Here is a 16,799-nt window from a genome sequence, read left to right as displayed (position 1 = left end):
GGCGCGCGCTGCGCACGGGCATCAACCCGCCGGTCCTGCCGACCGGTTGACGCCGCGCGGTCTTCGTTCTGGTCTAGACCTACTGCTACGGTCGGAGCGGTCGGAACGGCTGCCCGCGGGACGCCGGACCGGCCCGGATCCGTCCGGACTCGCCCGGACGGGACGGCGGAGCACGTGGCGGAAGGGGAGCGCGGTGGGCGGAAGCGGCGCGGTACGGCCGGTACGGGCGTACATCGGCTCGTTCACCTCGGCGGGCGGCGACGGCATCACCACCGCCACCGTCGACCCGGACTCAGGAGCCCTCACCCCGCTCCACACCACCGACGCCGTCGCCGACCCGTCCTTCCTCGCCGTCGCCCCCGGCGGTGACGTGCTCTACGCGGTGAGCGAGACCCGGCACGGAACGGTGGCCGCGTTCGACCTCACCCGGGACGCGGAGCGGCGGCCCCTGCTGCGCGACACCGCCCCGGTGCACGGCCGCGGACCCACCCATCTCGCCCTCGCCGACGGCCATCTCCTCGTCGCCAACTACGGCTCGGGCAGCGTGACCACGCTCCCGCTCCGCGCCGACGGCACCTTCGACCGGGACGGCCGCGTCCTGCGGCACGAAGGCGGAGGGCCGCACCCCGAGCGCCAGGAGGCGCCGCACGCGCACGCCGTCCAGCCCGACCCGACGGGCCGGTGGGTGCTCTCCGTGGACCTCGGCACGGACTCCGTCCGCGTCTGTGGGCTCGACCCGGACGCCGGGGCCCTGGCCCTGCACCACGAGGTGCCGCTGCGCCCGGGCTCAGGGCCGCGCCACCTCGCCTTCCATCCGCGCGGCGACCGCGCGTACGTCATCAACGAGCTGACCCCGACCCTGACGACCTGCCGCTGGGACGGGGTGACGGGCGAGTTGACGCCCTTGGCCGAGACGGCCGTTCTGCCGACGGAGGGGAGAGGGGGTGAGGTCGTCCATCCCTCGGAAGTGGTGATCGCGGACGACGGCCGCTTCGTCTGGACGGCGAACCGGGGGCACGACTCCCTCACGGTCCTCGCCCTGGACGCGGCAGGGGACCGGCCGCGCCGTGTCGGGCACGTGCCCTGCGGCGGCCACTGGCCGCGCCACCTGGCCCTCGACCCTACGGGCCGGCGCCTCTACGCGGCGAACGAACGGTCCGGCGACGTCACCTGGTTCGACGTGGACCGGGCGACGGGGATTCCGCGACGGGCGGGCTCGGTGCCCGCCCCGGCGGCTTCCTGCGTCGTCTTCGGCTGAACGCCGGATTCCCCGCCCGCCCGGCGGTCCGACGAAGAACGGGCCACCTGCGGTGGCCCGTTGGACCGGCCGGGTCCGGTGGCACGGTGGACCGTTGACGGTCCGGTAGCGGGCGGACCGGCGGTCCGCCGACGCCATGAGGCGTCAGCGGACCGGCGAGGTGCCCTGGAGCTGAGGGTGCGAAATGCCCAGCGCCGTCGCGTACTTCCCGAGGACCAGCCGTCCGATGGTCGGGTACGCGCCCAGCGGCTCGGCCGAAGCGCATCCCGCCTCGTCCGCCGCAGCCTTGAGCAGGCCCTGGGCGACCTCAGGACCGACCAGGTACGGCGCGAGCGCGAGCTGTGCCGAGCCGGAGTTCCGGAGCTGCTCGGCGGTGTTGGCGATGGCGCCGTCGACGTCGAGGGCGGCGGCCAGGACCGGTACGGCGAGACGCGCGGCCAGCAGCATGCCGGTGATCCCGGCGGCCTGGACCGCTTCGTCGCCGCCGACCGTGGCGAGGATGATGCCGTCCGCGGCGGTGGCCACGGTGAACAGGCGGGCGCGGTCCGCGCGCGCGAGACCGGCCTCGGAGAGGCGGACGTGCAGCGCCTCCGCGAGCAGCGGGTGCGGGCCGAGGACGTCGGTCAGCTCGGCCGCGGTGCGGCTGTCGATCACGGCCTGGCGTATCCGGCGCGTGAGCGCGCTGTCCGGGCCGGCCAGCAGCGGGACGACCACGGCGACCGGAGCGTCCAGGTCCGGCATCTCCGGCGCTTCGGCGGCCTCCTCCTCGGAGAGCTGCTCACGCAGCAGAGCGATGCGCTGGGCACGCTCGGACCGCTCGGCCGCGGCGGTGCTGAGCACCGTCCCCAGCGAGGGAAACTCCTGGTCGTCGCCGTCCACATAGCCGATACGGGCATCGAGGCCGGGCAGTTCGGACCGCGCGATGCTGAGGATCTCCTCAGCCTGGCCGCGCGTCTCGGAACTGGGGGTTCCAGGAACGGCAAGGACAAGCGCGGGCGCACCCTCGGGAGCCGCCAGCGGCTCAGGTCTGCGGTGTCGCCCAGGCTGGCGGGGACGCGGCATTCGTACGGGCAGGCCGGAAGCAGGCCCTGTGGGGTGGCTCATGGCGCCGCATGCTAATGCCTTTGGGGTCGGATGCGTTCGGGGAGGGTGCGACTGTGCGGCATCCGTCCCGAAATTTCCGCTGGAACATCGGTTGAACTGGGAATCGTCGAGCGTTCGACGGGCCGGACCGCCCCGGCTCGTGGCGGGTGGGTACGGTGTGAGGCCGCGGCGCACCCGGTGTTCGCCGGTGGGTTATGTGCCGGATTCCAACGGTTCGGGAGGATCCGGCGGTCGGTGCAGCGGCAGATGCAGCAGTCGCGGATCGGCCGGGAAGCGTAGGTCGTCCGTGGCCAGGGCCGCGGCGATGCGCAGGGCGCCGTCCAGCGGGTCGCCCGCGGCCGGGATCAGTCGCGCGGACGGCAGAGCGCGGGCGATCGCGTCGCGTACGGGGCCGAGCAGCGGCTCACCCATCCCGAACAGCCCGCCGGTGAGCGCCACGTCGAACGGCGCCTCACCGCCGTCGTCCACCGGGCGGACCGCGGCCGCCGCTTCCGCGATGCAGCGCGCCGCCTCCCCGAGGATGCCCGCGGCGACCGGGTCCTCCACGGCGCAGCGGCCGACCTCCGGGGCGAACGAGGCCAGGACGGCGGCCCGGTCGGTCCGCGGATACAGCAGGCCCGGCAGTTCAGGAGCCGGCCCGAACACCGCTTCCAGTCCGGCCAGCAGTGCGGGTGACCCCCGGTGGCGGCCGTCGAACGCGCGTAGCGCCGCCTCCAGTCCGGCCCGGCCGATCCAGGCACCTCCTCCGCAGTCGCCGACGAGGTGGCCCCAGCCGTCGGCCCGCCGCCATGCCCCCGGCCGCCCGCCCGGGGTGCCGAGCGTCGCGCCGAGGGCGATCAGGCCGGTGCCTGCCGCCACGACGGCGCCCGGGCGCTGGCCGAGCGCACCGGCGTACGCGGTCACGGCGTCGGCCGCGAGCGCCAGCCGCCGCGTGCCGAGGGCCGTGGTCAGGGCGCCGGGCAGGGTGGCACGCAGATCGTCGCCGAGGGTGGCCATGCCGGCGGCGCCGACCGCGACGGCGGCCACCCGTGCCCCGCCTTGGCCGGCCTCCCGGCCGTCTCCCTCACGGCGCAGCAACTCCTGTGCGGCGGGCAGCAGTTGTTCCAGCAGGTGGGCGGCGTCGATGCCGCCGGGGCCGGTGCGCACCGGTTCGCGGGACATCACGGTCCCGAGGGGGCGTGGGTCCCCGGCGCGGGCCAGGGCGATCCGCAGGCCGGAGCCACCGGAGTCCACTCCCAGCACCCACGGCGGCGCGGTGCCTGCCCGCGGTGTCGCCCGCGCCGTCATCCGACCCGTCCGGTCCGGGCAGCACGGGCAGCACGGGCAGCACGGGCAGCAAGGACCAAGCCGTCGCGTGACGAGTCGCGTGACGAACCGGCTCCGCAGATCGGGCCGATGCGACCGCACGGGGGTGCAAGGCGGTCCGCGGGCGCCTCGGTCACGGCAGTCGCCAGTCCACCGGCTGCGCTCCCTGCCGCGCGAGCAGATCGTTCGCGCGGCTGAAGGGCCGCGAGCCGAAGAAGCCCCGGTCGGCGGACATGGGGGAGGGGTGCGAGGACTCGACCACCGGCAGATCGCGCAGCATGGGACGGAGGTTACGGGCGTCCCGGCCCCACAGGATGGAGACCATCGGCCTGCCGCGCGCCGCGAGCGCCCGGATGGCCTGCTCGGTGACCTCCTCCCAGCCCTTGCCGCGGTGCGCCGCCGGTCGGCGGGGCGCCGTGGTCAGCGCCCTGTTGAGCAGCAGGACGCCCTGCGCGGTCCACGGCGTCAGGTCGCCGGTGGAGGGCCGGGGCAGCCCGAGGTCGGTGTGCATCTCCCGGAAGATGTTCTCCAGGCTGCCGGGCAGCGGACGCACCTCGGGGGCCACGGAGAAGCTGAGCCCCACGGCATGTCCGGGAGTGGGATACGGATCCTGGCCGACGATCAGCACGCGGACGTCGTCGAACGGCTGCTGAAAAGCGCGCAGCACATTCGCTCCCGCCGGCAGATAGGTCCGCCCGGCGGCGATCTCGGTGCGCAGGAAGTCGCCCATCGCGGCGACCCGTTCGGCAACCGGCTCCAGAGCCTTGGCCCATCCCGGCTCGACGATTTCGTTCAACGGTCGTGCAGCCACGGGGCGTCACTCTACTGGCTCGGAGGACCGCCTCCTCGCGTGATGCCGACGGGCCCGTACGGTTCAGGCCGCACTCCGTACGGATCGAGCCAAAGCGCTCCACGGCCACCCGCTCACACCGTACGGATCACCCGCTCCTCACCGGAGCCCGCCACCGTCCGCAGGCGTCACCGCCGCCACGGCGTCACACCCTCGCGCCTCGCCATCCCCTCACGCCCTCACGCCCTCACGCCTTCACGCCTTCACGCCGACGAGGATCACGCCATCACCGCCGCCCGGACACACAGCACATCGGGCAGGTGCGAGGCGACCATCTGCCAGCTGTCGCCGTCGTCCGCGCTGGCGAAGACCTCGCCGTTGCGGTTGCCGAAGTAGACCCCTGCCGGGTCTCCGTCGTCGGTGCACAGGGCGTCCCTCAGCACCGTGCCGAAGTGCGCGCCCTCGGGGAGCCCCGTGGCGAGCTTCTGCCAGGTCGCTCCCGCGTCCTCCGTGCGGTAGACACGGCACTCCCGCCCGGCGGGGACCCGGTCGGCGTCGGCGTTGAGCGGGAAGACGTACGCCACACCACCGCGGGTCGGGTGGGCGGCGACCGGGAACCCGAAGTCGGACGGCAGCCCTTCGCCGATGGACGTCCAGGTGGCCCCCGCGTCGTCGCTGCGGTAGACACCCCAGTGGTTCTGCAGATACAGCCGGTCCGGATCCTCCGCATCCTGCGCGACCTTGTGCACGCACTGGCCGAACTCCGGGTTCGGGTCGGGCAGGAAGACCGCCTGGACACCGGAGTTGGACGGGGCCCAGCTCGCCCCGCCGTCGAGCGAGCGGTAGACCCCGCCCGTCGAGACCGCGACCGTCACCGCGCCCGCGTCGCGCGGGTCCGTGACGATCGTGTGGACCGCGAGTCCTCCGCCGCCCGGCACCCAGTGCTCGCGCGTCGGGTGGTCCCACAGCGACCGGACGAGCTCGAAGGTCTCCCCGCCGTCCTCGGAACGGAACAGCGCGCCGGGCTCCGTCCCCGCGTACACGACGCCGGGCGCCGCGGGTCCCGCCGGGTGCAGTTGCCAGACGCGCTCGAGCGAGGCGCCGGTGTCCTGAGGGAACTTCACCGCCGGCTGCAGCGGTTCCTTCCAGGTCCGGCCGAGGTCGTCGGAGTGGAACACCGAGGGGCCCCAGTGGTTGTTCGTGCCTCCGGCGAGCAGGCGGGGCGTGGCGCCGCGGGTGTCGATGCCGACGGAGTAGACCTCCTCCGCGTTGAAGTGCGGACCGTCGATCTCCCAGCTTCCGCCGCTCCGCCTCCCCACGAACAGCCCTTTGCGCGTGCCCACCGCGAGTAGTACGTCGTTCACTTCCGGCCACCTTCCGGGACGCCGTTGTCACCAGGTCAGGCCAGTCTGCACCCGGCCACTGACAACGGCGCCCCAACGTGCCGCCCGCATCGCTCAGGCGGCGCGGTGGTACTGCCGCGGACTGCTCACCTCGCCCCCGAGGTCGCGCGCGGCATGCCGCGCGAAGTAGGGGTTGCGCAGCAGCTCACGGCCCAGCAGGACGGCGTCGGCCCGGCCTTCGTCGAGGATCTTCCCGGCCTGGTGCGGGTCGGTGATCTCGCCGACGGCGGCGGTCGGAAGGCCGGTCCTCGCCTTGACGGCCTCCGCGAACGGGACCTGGTAGCCAGGCCCGGTGGGGATGCGCGCGCCGGGCGCGTTCCCGCCGCTGGAGACGTCCAGCAGATCGACGCCATGGGCCCGCAGGTCCTCCGCGAAGCGCACCGTGTCGTCCGCGGTCCAGCCCGTGCGGTCGTCGTCGCCGTTCTCCGTCAGCCAGTCGGTGGCCGAGATGCGGAAGAACACCGGCAGGTCGTCGGGCCACACGGCGCGCACGGCGTCCACGACCTCCAGCGCGAAGCGGGTGCGGTTCTCGTACGACCCGCCGTAGGCGTCCGTGCGGTGGTTGGAGTGCGGCGAGAGGAACTCGCCGATCAGATATCCGTGGGCGCCGTGTATCTCCACGACCTCGAATCCGGCCGCTCGCGCCCGGCGCGCGGCGTCCGCGAACTGCCCGGCGATCTCCCGGATCTGCTCGGTGGTCAGCTCGTCCGGCACCGGGTGTCCGTCCGCGAACGGCAGCGGGCTCGGCGCGACGGGCTGCCAGCCGTGGCCCTCCGGTCCGACGGGAGCGCCGCCGAGCCAGGGCCGCTCGGTCGACGCCTTGCGCCCCGCGTGGGCGAGTTGGATGCCGGGCACGGTGCCCTGCCCCTTGAGGAAGGCGGTGATGCGCCGGAACGCGTCGGCCTGGCTGTCGTTCCAGATGCCCAGGTCCGCGGGGCTGATCCGGCCCTCGGGGCTGACGGCCGTCGCCTCGACCAGGATCAGGCCGGTGCCGCCGGAGGCCCGCGCGGTGTAGTGCGAGAAGTGCCAGTCGTTGGGCACGCCCGTGAACGGCCCGGAGTCGTCGGCGGAGTACTGGCACATCGGTGCCATCCAGATCCGGTTGGGGATGGTCAGCGACCGCAGGGTGAAGGGCTCGAAGAGGGCGCTCACGACAGGCTCCGTTTCGCAAGGGTGGCTGGGCCGGGCACTCGTACGATAGGCATCGTAGTACGGCATGTGTCAAACTACGATGGTTCTCGTACAATGGCTGTTCCGAGACGAGGAGCCGCCGCGATGACCGGGACCACCACCACGCCGGGCCGCACGCTCGACCACCCGGCGCGCGAGGACATCCGCCTGGAGGGCGTGCTGCACGCGCTGTCCGATCCGATGCGCCTGTGCATCGTCCGTACGCTCGCGGGCGGGAAGGACCCGCTGTCCTGTTCCGTCTTCGACCTGCCCGTCAGCAAGTCGACGACCACGCACCACTTCCGGGTGCTGCGCGAGAACGGTGTGATCAACCAGGCGTACCAGGGCACGGCCAAGATGAACGGGCTCCGCCGGGACGACCTCGACGCGCTCTTCCCCGGCCTGCTCGACAGCGTCCTCGACGCCGCCGCACGCCAGATCGACCGGCTCGGCACGCACTGACGCGAAGCCCCGCGTCGCCGACCTCCCGTGCCGGCCCGGCGCCTGCCTCGCTGGAGGTCAGCCTCCCGCGCCCGCCGTCTCCTGGCCCGGACCTCGTGCGCCGGCGCCCTGTGAGTCCGTGCCTTGTGCGTCCGCGCCCTGCGCGCCCGCCTCCGTCCCGGTGCCCGGCGCGCTCCCGACGGTGCCTGCCGCACTCCGGACGGTGCCCGCCGTGCTCGCGCCGTTCGCCGTACCCGCCGCCGCGGCAGCAAGCAGCCCCGCCCAGTCCGGGATCTTCACGACCGTACGCCCGAGCGACCTGCCGAGCGCCGCCTCCGCCGTCTCGATGCCCTGCCAACCCGGCCACTCGACGGGCGCCTGCCCCAGCCTCCGCAACTCCTCCACCGCGTCGTCCGGTACGCGCCGGGCCATCAGCGACCCCGCGTCCGCCAGCACCGAGGCCGCGGTCTGCTTCGCGCACGGCCTGTTGGTGCCGATGACCCCGGTCGGGCCGCGCTTGATCCACCCCGCGACGTACTCCCCGGGCGCGGGCGCGCCGTCCCGCAGCACACGCCCTTCCTCGTTCGGCACCGTCCCGCGCTCCGCGTCGAAGGGAAGGCCCGGCAACGGCACGCCCCGGTAGCCCACGGACCGCAGCACCGTCCCGGCGGCGATCTCCTCGTACGTGCCGGTTCCCGTCACCCCGCCGTGCCCGTCCGGCACCGTCCGCTCGAACCGTACGCCCGCCACGCTCTCGCCGTCCGGCCCCGCGAGCACCGCCACCGGGCGCAGGAAGAACCGGAGATGGATACGGCGGCCGCCGCCCTCGGGCTGCGGCCGCGCGGCCCAGGTCCGCAGCACCTCGACGTTGCGCCGGTTCACGGCGGGCAGTCCCGACGGGTCGGCGAACGCCGGGTCCAGCGCCAGCTCCTCCGGCCGCACCACGACCTCGGCGCCGTTCAGGGCCCCGAGTTCGCGGAGTTCCTTCGTCGTGAACTTCGCCTGGGAGGGCCCGCGGCGGCCCACCATGTACACGTCGCTGATACGGCTGTCGGCGAGCGCGCCGAGTGGCCCCTGCGGCATGTCGGTGGGCGCCAGGTCGTCCACCGACCGCGCGAGGACACGGGTGACGTCCACCGCCACGTTCCCCACGCCGATGACGACCGCCGCCGGTCCGTCGAGCGGGAACCGGTGGGTCGCGGCGTCGGGGTGGGCGCTGTACCAGGCGACGAAGTCGGTGGCCGAAAAGCTGCCCCGCAGCGTCTCGCCCGGGATGCCCAGATGCCGGTCGGTCGCCGCGCCCACGCAGTAGACGACCGCGTGGTACAGCTCGTGCAATTCCTCCGCGCCCAGCCCGCCCTCCCCGATGTGCACGTTGCCGAGGAAGGAGACGGCGGGGTGGTCGAGGACGGTACGCAGGTTGTTCTGCAGCGACTTGATCTTCTCGTGGTCGGGCGCGACGCCGTACCTCACCAGGCCGTACGGGCAGGGCAGCCGGTCCAGCACATGCACCCGCACGTCCGGTTCGGCCTGCTGCTCGACGAGGGACTGCGCGGTGTAGACCCCACTCGGACCTGAACCGACGACGGCGACGCGAAGCACGGCGGGCTCCTTCCCGCAGGGTGATTCCAGCATCGCACCGGGGCGCGCCGGGCGGGAGGTGCCCTGCCGCCACGTCTCTAGCGCATCCCTCGCATGCGGTTGATCTCACTCGTCTGCTGCGCGATGACGTCGTTCGCCATCTCCTCGACGAGGATGTTGTCGCCTTCGGAGAGCACCTCCGTGGCCATGGTGACCGCGCCCTGGTGGTGGGTGATCATCAGCTTCAGGAACAGCGCGTCGAAGCCGGGGCCCTTCGCCGCGCGCAGCCGGTCGAGCTGCTCCTCCGTGGCCATGCCGGGCATGGAGCCGTGGCCCGCGTGCTCGTCCGCGCTGCCGCCGGTGTTCGCGTCCTCGCCCCCCGTGCCGTGCTCCCCGTGCTCCTCGTGCTTCCCGTCCTCCCCGTGTTCCCCGTGGCCGTCCGAGCCTTTGTCCCCGCTGTGTTCGCCCTTCCCGTCGTGCTGGGCCAGCCAGCCCTTCATGGCCTTGACCTCGGGTCCCTGGGCCGCCGAGATGCGTTCGGCCACGCGCTTCACGCGTTGCGACTCCGCCCGGTCCTCGACGAGAGCGGTCATCGTCAGGGCCTGCTGATGGTGCTCGATCATCCGCTGCGCATAGGAGAAATCGGCCGAGTTGGGGGTGTCGTCGCCGACGGCCTTCTTCGCCTCCTGCGCCGACAGGGTCTCCGCCGCCTCACCCGGCTTGCCGGGCGCCACCACCGAGGGCTCCTTGCCCTGCGCGTCGGCGTCCCCACCGTCCGACTCGCAGCCGCCCAGGGCCAGTACGGCGGCGAGGACGGTCGTCGTGGCGGCCAGGACGCGGACGTGCGATCTTCTGCGGCGGTGGATCACTGCGACCTCCTGAGAAGTGCGGATCATTCGGAGCTGTCCGGGCACGTCAGCGACTATCGCTGATCGCCTTCGTTTTTTACATGTTCATTGACACCTGTTGTTGTGTACATGCGAGCAGCGATACTGCCGGGGTCCGAGAACCGTTCACCACCGAACGGACACCAGGGAGGACGCAGATGTCGTTGCACACCACCCGCGTGCGGCGCAGACGTCTCGGCGTGGCGGCGGCCGCATTCGGCCTGATCGCTTCGTTCCTTGCCGCTGCACCCGCGGTCGCGACCCCCGACCCGGGGGACGGGCCCACTGCACGGGAACGCGTGAGCTCGAGCGAAGCCGCCGATACGAGAGCCGCCATCGAGGACGGCGAGATACCCCCCGTGGACGAAGTGGTCCACAGCGACAACGTTTCCCATCTGGCCAACATCCCCAAGGACGCGCTCCCCGGGACCAATTCGGACCTGGCGTTCCAGGGCAAGTACGCCTTCGCCGGCAATTACGACGGCTTCCGCATCTTCGACGTCAGCAACCCCAAGGCCCCCAAGACGGTGAGCCAGGTGCTGTGCCCGGGGTCGCAGAACGACATCACGGTCTCCGGCGATCTGCTCTTCCTCTCCACGGACTCCTCGCGCAGGGACGACTCGTGCAGCAGCACCACGCAGCCCGCGACCGAGAAGTCCTCCTGGGAGGGCATGAAGATCTTCGACATCAGCGACAAGCGCAACCCGAAGTACGTCGCCGCCGTCGAGACCGCCTGCGGTTCGCACACCCACACCCTGGTGCCCGAGCGCCGCAACGTCTACATCTACGTCTCCTCGTACTCGCCGAGCGAGACCTTCCCCGACTGCAAGCCGCCGCACGACGGCATCTCGGTCATCAAGGTGCCGCGGAACGCGCCCGAGGCGTCGGCCGTGGTGAACTTCCCCGTGCTCTTCCCGGACGGCGGCAACCCGGGTGGGTCCACCAACCCCGGCGTCTCCCAGACCACCGGGTGCCACGACATCACGACCTTCCCCGAGCTGAAGCTGGCGGCGGGTGCGTGCATGGGTGACGGCATCCTGTTCGACATCTCACGACCCGAGAAACCACGGGTGATCGACCGGGTGCAGGACAACGTCAACTTCGCCTTCTGGCACTCCGCGACCTTCAACGAGCGCGGCAACAAGGTCGTCTTCACCGATGAGCTCGGCGGTGGCGGCGCGCCCACGTGCAACGAGGCGACCGGGCCGAACCGCGGCGCCGACGGCATCTACGACATCACCAGCAAGGGCGACCACCGCAAGCTCGCCTTCCGCAGCTACTACAAGATCCCCCGGCACCAGGCCGACACCGAGAACTGCGTGGCCCACAACGGCTCGCTCATCCCGGTGAAGGGCCGCGACATCATGGTCCAGGCGTGGTACCAGGGCGGCGTGTCCATCTGGGACTTCACCGACTCCAAGCGGCCGAAGGAGATCGGCTACTTCGAGCGCGGTCCGATCTCCGCGGACACGCTCGTCGGCGGTGGTTCGTGGTCGGCGTACTACTACAACGGCTACATCTACTCGAACGACATCGCCAAGGGCTTCGACGTCCTCCGGATCGACGACCGGCGGACGGACCCGGCCAAGTGGGTCCGGATGAAGGAGCTCAACGTCCAGACCCAGCCCGACTACCTCTGACGGGAACGGGGTTCCGGCTCCGGCGCGGTCAGGTGTCCGACGCGGGCACCGTCTCCGGCGCGGCCACCGTCTCCACGGCGGTGACCGCGTCGGGGCCCCGGACGGCGTCGGCGCCCCGGACCGCGCCGGAGCCCCCGCTCCTCCCGGAACCCGGTACGGCATCCGGACCCCCGGCGGCAGCGGAACCCTCGATCGCCCCCGCCCCCGCGGCCGGTTCGGGCGTGCTCACCTGTTCCGCCGCGCGGACCGTCGGCCCGCCGGGCGGCTCGTCGCCCGGCGGGCTGCCCAGCTCCCACGCGAGCCCGTACCGCTGGAACAACTCCGCGCGCAGCCGGGCCAGGGGCATCGGTGCGCCCGGGATGAGCAGGGCGAAGACCGCGCCCATCAGCAGCGCGCGCAGCATCGTGTAGTCGGCGGCGGGATCGGACGAGCCGTAGCGCTCGATCGTGTCCCGGAGCAGCCCGGCGAGCCGCTGCTGATCGGGGCACTGCACGAACCCGCCCTCCGCGAGGATGCCGGCCATGTGCGTGCGCATCAGCATCGGCCGCTCGGCCGCGACACCGAGAAGGGTGTCGATCGCGCGCGCCAGCCGCTCGCGTCCGTCGTCGGCCCGCGGTTCCCGCTCCAGCGCGGCCTCCAACTCCCGGTGCATGAGCCAGTGGACGGCCGACTGGAGAAGCTGGCGCTTCCCGGGGAAGTAGTACGAGACCAGCCCGCGGGCGGCGCCCGCGCGATCGGCGATGTCGGCGAGCGTCGTCGCCTGGAATCCGCGTTCCCCGATCAGGTCGACCGTCGCCTGCAGCAGCCGCTCCCGGGAACGCCGGCGCAACTCTTCATTGACCGCTGCGCTGCGCGGGGACATCCTGTAACTCCTGCGTTGACTGGCTACGAGCCAATATACTCAGTGTGCCTTCGGAATCGCCCCTGTTCACAGGGGCTTTCGAAGCATCCGCCGTCTCGGGCGACGCGGGGGATCGCCCGAGACGGCGACCTTCGCGGGGACATCGTTGTCAGCCGGTCCGGGCCGAACGGCCCCCGGATCGACGCCCTTTCACGCCCCCTTCCGTCACCGCTGCGCACCGACCTGCTCCAGTACGGGCCGCAGGCCCGCGGGCCGCCGCTCCACCGGCAGATGGTCCACGAGGTGCACGGTGCAGCCCAGTTGGGAGGCACCGCCGTCGGCGCGCCGGTCGTCCCCGACCATCAGCACCTCCCGCGGCGCCGCCCCGATCGCCTCGCAGGCCGACCGGAAGAGCCGCGCGTCCGGCTTCTGCACCCCGTGCTCGTACGACAGGACGTAGGCGTCGACGAGTGCGTCGAGGCCGTGGGCGCGGAAGACCGGCCGGAGGTCCCAGCCGATGTTGCTGACCACGGCGGTGCGCACGCCGCGGTCACGCAGTGCCTTCAGCACCTCCGCCGCGTCGGGGTAGGGCGACCAGGCGGCGGGCTCCATGTGCCGGTCGTACAGCGGTCCGTAGAGCTCGGGCCAGGGGATGCCCGCCTCACGCGCCACCCCCGTGAACGCGGCGCGATGAGCCTCGGCACTGCTGTCCCGCTCGGCCCACACCGATGCGAGGCGGTCCGGGACGGTGATGGGCGAGGCGCCGCCCGGGAGGGCTCCCGCTCGCTCCAGTCGCCCGGCCCAGTGGCGCAGTTCCTCCTCGCCGGCGGCGATGCCGGCGCGGCCGAGGACGGTCCGAAGCCAGGACTCGGTCGGTTCGACGCGGAAGAGCGTCCCGGAGAAGTCGAACAGCACGCCGCTGATCGCCATGCTCGAAGTCCTTTCCGTGTCCTGCCCGCCGCGTCCCGTGCAGGCCACGTCGTCCACGTCGTCCACGTCGTCCACGTCGTCTATGTCGTCTCCGGCGTTTCCGGAGGCGCGCCCCCGCCGCTGTCCGCCGGATCACCTCCGGCTGCCGCCGGACCGCTCGCGGCGCCCGAAGGCCCCCACCAGGTGCAGGCGGCAGCCGTCAGCGCGGCCAGCGCCACCCCGAAGAGCGAGCCCGCGAGCACGTCCGAGAACCAGTGGACACCCACGTACAGCCGGGTGAACCCCACACCTGCGACCGAGATCGCGGCGAGGGCCGTCGCACCCCACAGCCACCACCCCTTCGCGCCCGCCCGCAGCGCCAGCCACCACAGCAGCGCACAGCCCAGCGCCGCCGTCATGGAATGCCCCGAGGGGAAGGCCGAGTAGTGCGCGGTGGCCACGGGGTCGGGCCAGTGCGGACGTTCGCGCCCGACCGCGAACTTCAGTGCCTGCTGCAGCGCGGAACCGGCGGCCGTCGCGATCAGGACGCACACGGCAGTCACGCGGTCGCCCCGCCAGAGGAACCACAGTGCGGCGGAGACGAGCAGGGCGCGTACGGTCCACGGATCCCACACCCAGTCCGTCAGGACGCGGTTGGCGCGGGTCCAGCCGGGGTGGTCGACCGCGGAGTCGTGCAGATCGACGGCGACCGTGCGGTCCCAGGTGAGCAACGGCGTCCAGTCGGCCGCGACCAGGGCCAGGACGACCGTGCCCAGCAGGCCGGTGATCCCGGCGACCCGGAGAGGGACGGTGGGGCGGCGGGGAGGTGGCGCTTCCATGCGGAGATCTTCGCGGACGGCCGGGGCGGATCGCCAACTCAGCACGTGCACGGCCCCGTAAGGTCAGCGCAGCACGCCGAGGGCGGGGACCAGCGTGACCAGCAGCGGGACCACGGGGACGAACGCCGCGGCGGCGGTGAGCCGCAGCCTGCGCGCGGGGGTGAGGCGGGACGGGGCGGCCAGCAGCCGGTCGACGCGGCGCGGGACCTCAGCGTGCGGTGTGGGACAGGGCCCGAACACCCCGCGGTCCTCGTTGAGTTGGACCAGGGCCAGGGCGATCGTCAGCCGTCCGAAGCGGCGTGAGGCCACGTCGTCGGCCGCCAGCTCGACCAGCCGGTGCATCTCGTCGCGGAACCCGGCGAACACCGGCACCTGCGGGAACCCCTTCGCCAGGGCGGACGAGCAGTACAGCAGCCAGTCGTGGCGCGCCCGCTGGTGCCCCTGCTCGTGGGCGAGTACGGCGTCGAGCTGGCGCCGGTTGAGCCGCCGCAGCGCCGCGGTGGTGATGACCAGCCGGGGGGCCGCGCCGGGCATCCACCAGGCGCCGGGCCGCTCTCCCTCGAGGACCACGAGGCGGTCACCCGCCTCCACCTCGCCGGGCAGCCGGGGGGAGCGCACGAGCAGTTCCCTGCGCTGCCGCTTGCGCTGTGCGCGGGCCGTGCGCACCTCGCGGGTCAGCATCGCCGCGGTCCACGCCCCGCCGCACGCGAGCACGGCGGCCATGGCACCGGCCCAGGGACCGTAACCCTGCAGGGCGTACGCCTCGACCACGCCGCTGGGCGCCGGGGCGAACACGTGCCCCCGTACGGCTCCCCATGTGGCGGCCGCGCTGAGCGCCATCGCGAGCGCGCAGCACAGCAGCACCGCCGCGACGACGCACTGCCAGACCCACAGCGCCAGCACGGGTTCGCGGTCCGGCCACTCGGCGCGGGCCAGGAGACGGGGGCCGACGGCCGCGGCGAGCCCGCCGAGTGCGAGCAGCGCGAGCGGGAGCATCATGCCCGCCAGCCTACGAGCGGGGGCTACCGGCAGGTATGGCAACGACGGCGAAGTGACGGACACCACGGCAGGTGCGCGGAACTCGCGGTCCCGGGTGCGGGGACGCGCCCGGAGAGGTCACGGAGGGTCGGGGCTCGGCCGGTCCCAGCCGGTGCGGCGGGTTCTCGGACGCCCTCAGACGGCCAGGAGCATCGCGAACATGCCCATGCCCATCGACACCCGGCACGCCGTGGCCAGCTCGGGATGGTGCGCCCAGCGGGTGCGCCCCGGCGGGTCCGTCGGAGACGCCGGAGGCGGTGGAGGCAGCCGTCCGGCGCAGGGGGCGCCGAGAGGCGCCGCGCCCGCACCGGTCCCCGCACCGGTCCCTGCGGCGGGCGGTACGAGGGCGATGCCCGTCCGCAGGACGTACACCGCGAAGTAGACGAGCAGGGCGGCCGTCAACAGGGCTGCGCCGGCGCCGGGTTGGGCTGCGGCATGAGCTCCGTGCCCCGACTGCCCCGACTGCCCCGAGTGCCCTGGGGCCAGCGCCATGTGGACCATCGCCAGCGCGCCGACGACGTGGTGCAGATGATGACGTCCGTGCCGGGCGAGCAGCAGGGCGTGGAGTGCGGCGGCGGTGAAGACGGCGGCGAAGACGAGCTGGTCCCACGACTGCGGGTCGCGGACCGTGGACGGGACGGCCATCGCCGCCATGCCGATCCCCATCAGCGCCTCGCCGCCCGCCCCGCTCCGCTGCCCGGGGCCGCCACCGCGGGTCCGCAGCAGACACAACACTCCGGCCGCACCGCACAGGGCGACCAGTAACCAGCCGACCAGCGGCGGTCCGTGCACAGCGCACCTCCCCGTACGCGACAAGACCGCCGGGAGCATGCCCTCGGGGGACGTCGCGCACGGGAGCGCACGGGAGCACGGGAGGGGGCGCGCCGGTTCCGCGGGCCTCGCACCGACCGCCCGCGGTGCCGCAGCTCCTCCGTCACGGGACGGGTCGGGCCTACGGGAGGGGGCGGGCTCCACGGGAGCGGGCGGGGCCCTGGGCGTGACCCGGAGGCGTCGCTCAGGGCCGGTAGCGCATCGGGTGGTCCTCGGGGACCTCGACGACCGCGATCCGCACCCCGTCCGGGTCGGCGATCCACATCTCGATCAGCCCCCACGGTTCCTGGACCGGCGGCCTGAGGATCTCCACGCCCCGCGCCGCCAGCTCCTCGTGGGCCGCCGCCGCGTCCGCGACCTGCAGCCAGATCTGGATCCCCGGCGCGGGCGGCCGCTCGGACCGCCCCGAGACCTCCAGATGGCCGTTGCCGAGGAAGTACACCGTGCCGCGCTCGGGGCCCGTCCCGAACTCGCGGAACACCGCGAGCCCCAGCGTCTCTCCGTAGAAGGCCCGCGACCGCTCCGGATCGGTGGGCCGCAGAAGGATCCGGCTGCTCAGTACATGCACCATGAACGGGACCCTACGCAGACGGACCGGCCCGGAAACCCGCGACAGGCACGTCGGCCCCCCCGCTCACCCGCGGCCTCGGAGCGAGCCCCAGCCCCCGTACAAAGCGAGCCCCAGCCCCCGTGCACAGCGAGCCTCAGACCCCGTACAAGCGGAGACGCGCCGGGCGTGCCGCCCCTGTGCGGGGCGGTACG

15 protein-coding genes and 1 pseudogene are annotated in these 16,799 nt (G+C 73.2%); 3 read left to right on the top strand and 13 right to left on the bottom strand.

The features are described 5' to 3' along the window. Positions 1–193 precede the first annotated feature (193 nt). Positions 194–1,258 (top strand): lactonase family protein, encoded by a 1,065-nt coding sequence (locus ABZ822_RS21525; protein ID WP_360856372.1) that lies wholly within the window; start codon positions 194–196, stop codon positions 1,256–1,258. 144 nt (positions 1,259–1,402) lie between these two features. Here ABZ822_RS21525 and ABZ822_RS21520 read toward each other — a convergent pair whose 3' ends face one another. From ABZ822_RS21520 to ABZ822_RS21500, 5 genes are all read right to left on the bottom strand, one after another. Continuing rightward, complete coding sequence (locus ABZ822_RS21520; protein WP_360856369.1) at positions 1,403–2,362, bottom strand: hypothetical protein; 960 nt, start codon at positions 2,360–2,362, stop codon at positions 1,403–1,405. 192 nt (positions 2,363–2,554) lie between these two features. Further along, positions 2,555–3,649 carry a BadF/BadG/BcrA/BcrD ATPase family protein gene (locus tag ABZ822_RS21515; protein WP_360856366.1) on the bottom strand — a complete coding sequence of 365 codons (1,095 nt, stop codon included), beginning with the start codon at positions 3,647–3,649 and terminating at the stop codon, positions 2,555–2,557. Between the two features lie 151 nt (positions 3,650–3,800). After that, positions 3,801–4,478: a uracil-DNA glycosylase gene (locus tag ABZ822_RS21510; protein ID WP_360856363.1), complete on the bottom strand. Its 678-nt coding sequence runs from the start codon at positions 4,476–4,478 to the stop codon at positions 3,801–3,803. Positions 4,479–4,735: 257 nt separating this feature from the next. Next, a complete protein-coding gene (locus tag ABZ822_RS21505; protein WP_360856360.1) occupies positions 4,736–5,821 on the bottom strand; it encodes an exo-alpha-sialidase in 1,086 nt (361 codons plus the stop codon). Between the two features lie 93 nt (positions 5,822–5,914). Beyond that, the gene (locus ABZ822_RS21500) at positions 5,915–7,012 is read right to left on the bottom strand and encodes an NADH:flavin oxidoreductase/NADH oxidase (RefSeq protein WP_360856357.1); all 1,098 of its coding nucleotides are present in this window, start codon (positions 7,010–7,012) and stop codon (positions 5,915–5,917) included. A gap of 123 nt (positions 7,013–7,135) precedes the next feature. On the opposite strand from ABZ822_RS21500, the gene ABZ822_RS21495 reads away from it, so the two are divergent. Further along, positions 7,136–7,492, top strand: a complete 357-nt coding sequence (locus ABZ822_RS21495; protein ID WP_360856354.1) for a helix-turn-helix transcriptional regulator — start codon at positions 7,136–7,138, stop codon at positions 7,490–7,492. Positions 7,493–7,549: 57 nt separating this feature from the next. Here the strand turns inward: ABZ822_RS21495 and ABZ822_RS21490 are convergent, their stop codons facing one another. After that, the gene (locus ABZ822_RS21490) at positions 7,550–9,073 is read right to left on the bottom strand and encodes an FAD-dependent oxidoreductase (protein WP_360856351.1); all 1,524 of its coding nucleotides are present in this window, start codon (positions 9,071–9,073) and stop codon (positions 7,550–7,552) included. A gap of 77 nt (positions 9,074–9,150) precedes the next feature. Then, the gene (locus tag ABZ822_RS21485) at positions 9,151–9,948 is read right to left on the bottom strand and encodes a DUF305 domain-containing protein (protein WP_360856348.1); all 798 of its coding nucleotides are present in this window, start codon (positions 9,946–9,948) and stop codon (positions 9,151–9,153) included. Between the two features lie 149 nt (positions 9,949–10,097). On the opposite strand from ABZ822_RS21485, the gene ABZ822_RS21480 reads away from it, so the two are divergent. Next, positions 10,098–11,579 (top strand): hypothetical protein, encoded by a 1,482-nt coding sequence (locus ABZ822_RS21480; RefSeq protein WP_360856345.1) that lies wholly within the window; start codon positions 10,098–10,100, stop codon positions 11,577–11,579. A 253-nt stretch (positions 11,580–11,832) separates the two neighbouring features. Here the strand turns inward: ABZ822_RS21480 and ABZ822_RS21475 are convergent. The 6 genes and pseudogenes from ABZ822_RS21475 to ABZ822_RS21450 form a co-directional block, all read right to left on the bottom strand. Continuing rightward, positions 11,833–12,441 (bottom strand): annotated as a pseudogene (locus tag ABZ822_RS21475) (helix-turn-helix domain-containing protein); the annotation flags it as partial. Between the two features lie 204 nt (positions 12,442–12,645). Beyond that, complete coding sequence (locus ABZ822_RS21470) at positions 12,646–13,350, bottom strand: HAD-IA family hydrolase (protein WP_360856342.1); 705 nt, start codon at positions 13,348–13,350, stop codon at positions 12,646–12,648. Between the two features lie 80 nt (positions 13,351–13,430). Continuing rightward, positions 13,431–14,168 (bottom strand): phosphatase PAP2 family protein, encoded by a 738-nt coding sequence (locus tag ABZ822_RS21465; protein WP_360856339.1) that lies wholly within the window; start codon positions 14,166–14,168, stop codon positions 13,431–13,433. A gap of 63 nt (positions 14,169–14,231) precedes the next feature. Beyond that, positions 14,232–15,167 carry a M56 family metallopeptidase gene (locus ABZ822_RS21460; protein ID WP_360856336.1) on the bottom strand — a complete coding sequence of 312 codons (936 nt, stop codon included), beginning with the start codon at positions 15,165–15,167 and terminating at the stop codon, positions 14,232–14,234. A 174-nt stretch (positions 15,168–15,341) separates the two neighbouring features. Next, entirely contained in the window at positions 15,342–15,998 is a 657-nt protein-coding gene (locus ABZ822_RS21455; RefSeq protein ID WP_360856333.1) for a DUF5134 domain-containing protein, read from the bottom strand. Between the two features lie 223 nt (positions 15,999–16,221). Further along, positions 16,222–16,608, bottom strand: a complete 387-nt coding sequence (locus ABZ822_RS21450) for a VOC family protein (protein ID WP_360856330.1) — start codon at positions 16,606–16,608, stop codon at positions 16,222–16,224. Between the last annotated feature and the right edge of the window lie 191 nt (positions 16,609–16,799).

It is taken from the genome of Streptomyces sp. NPDC047108 (assembly GCF_040643575.1).
GTDB lineage: Bacteria > Actinomycetota > Actinomycetes > Streptomycetales > Streptomycetaceae > Streptomyces.
This window is presented reverse-complemented; position numbering and strand designations above follow the sequence as displayed.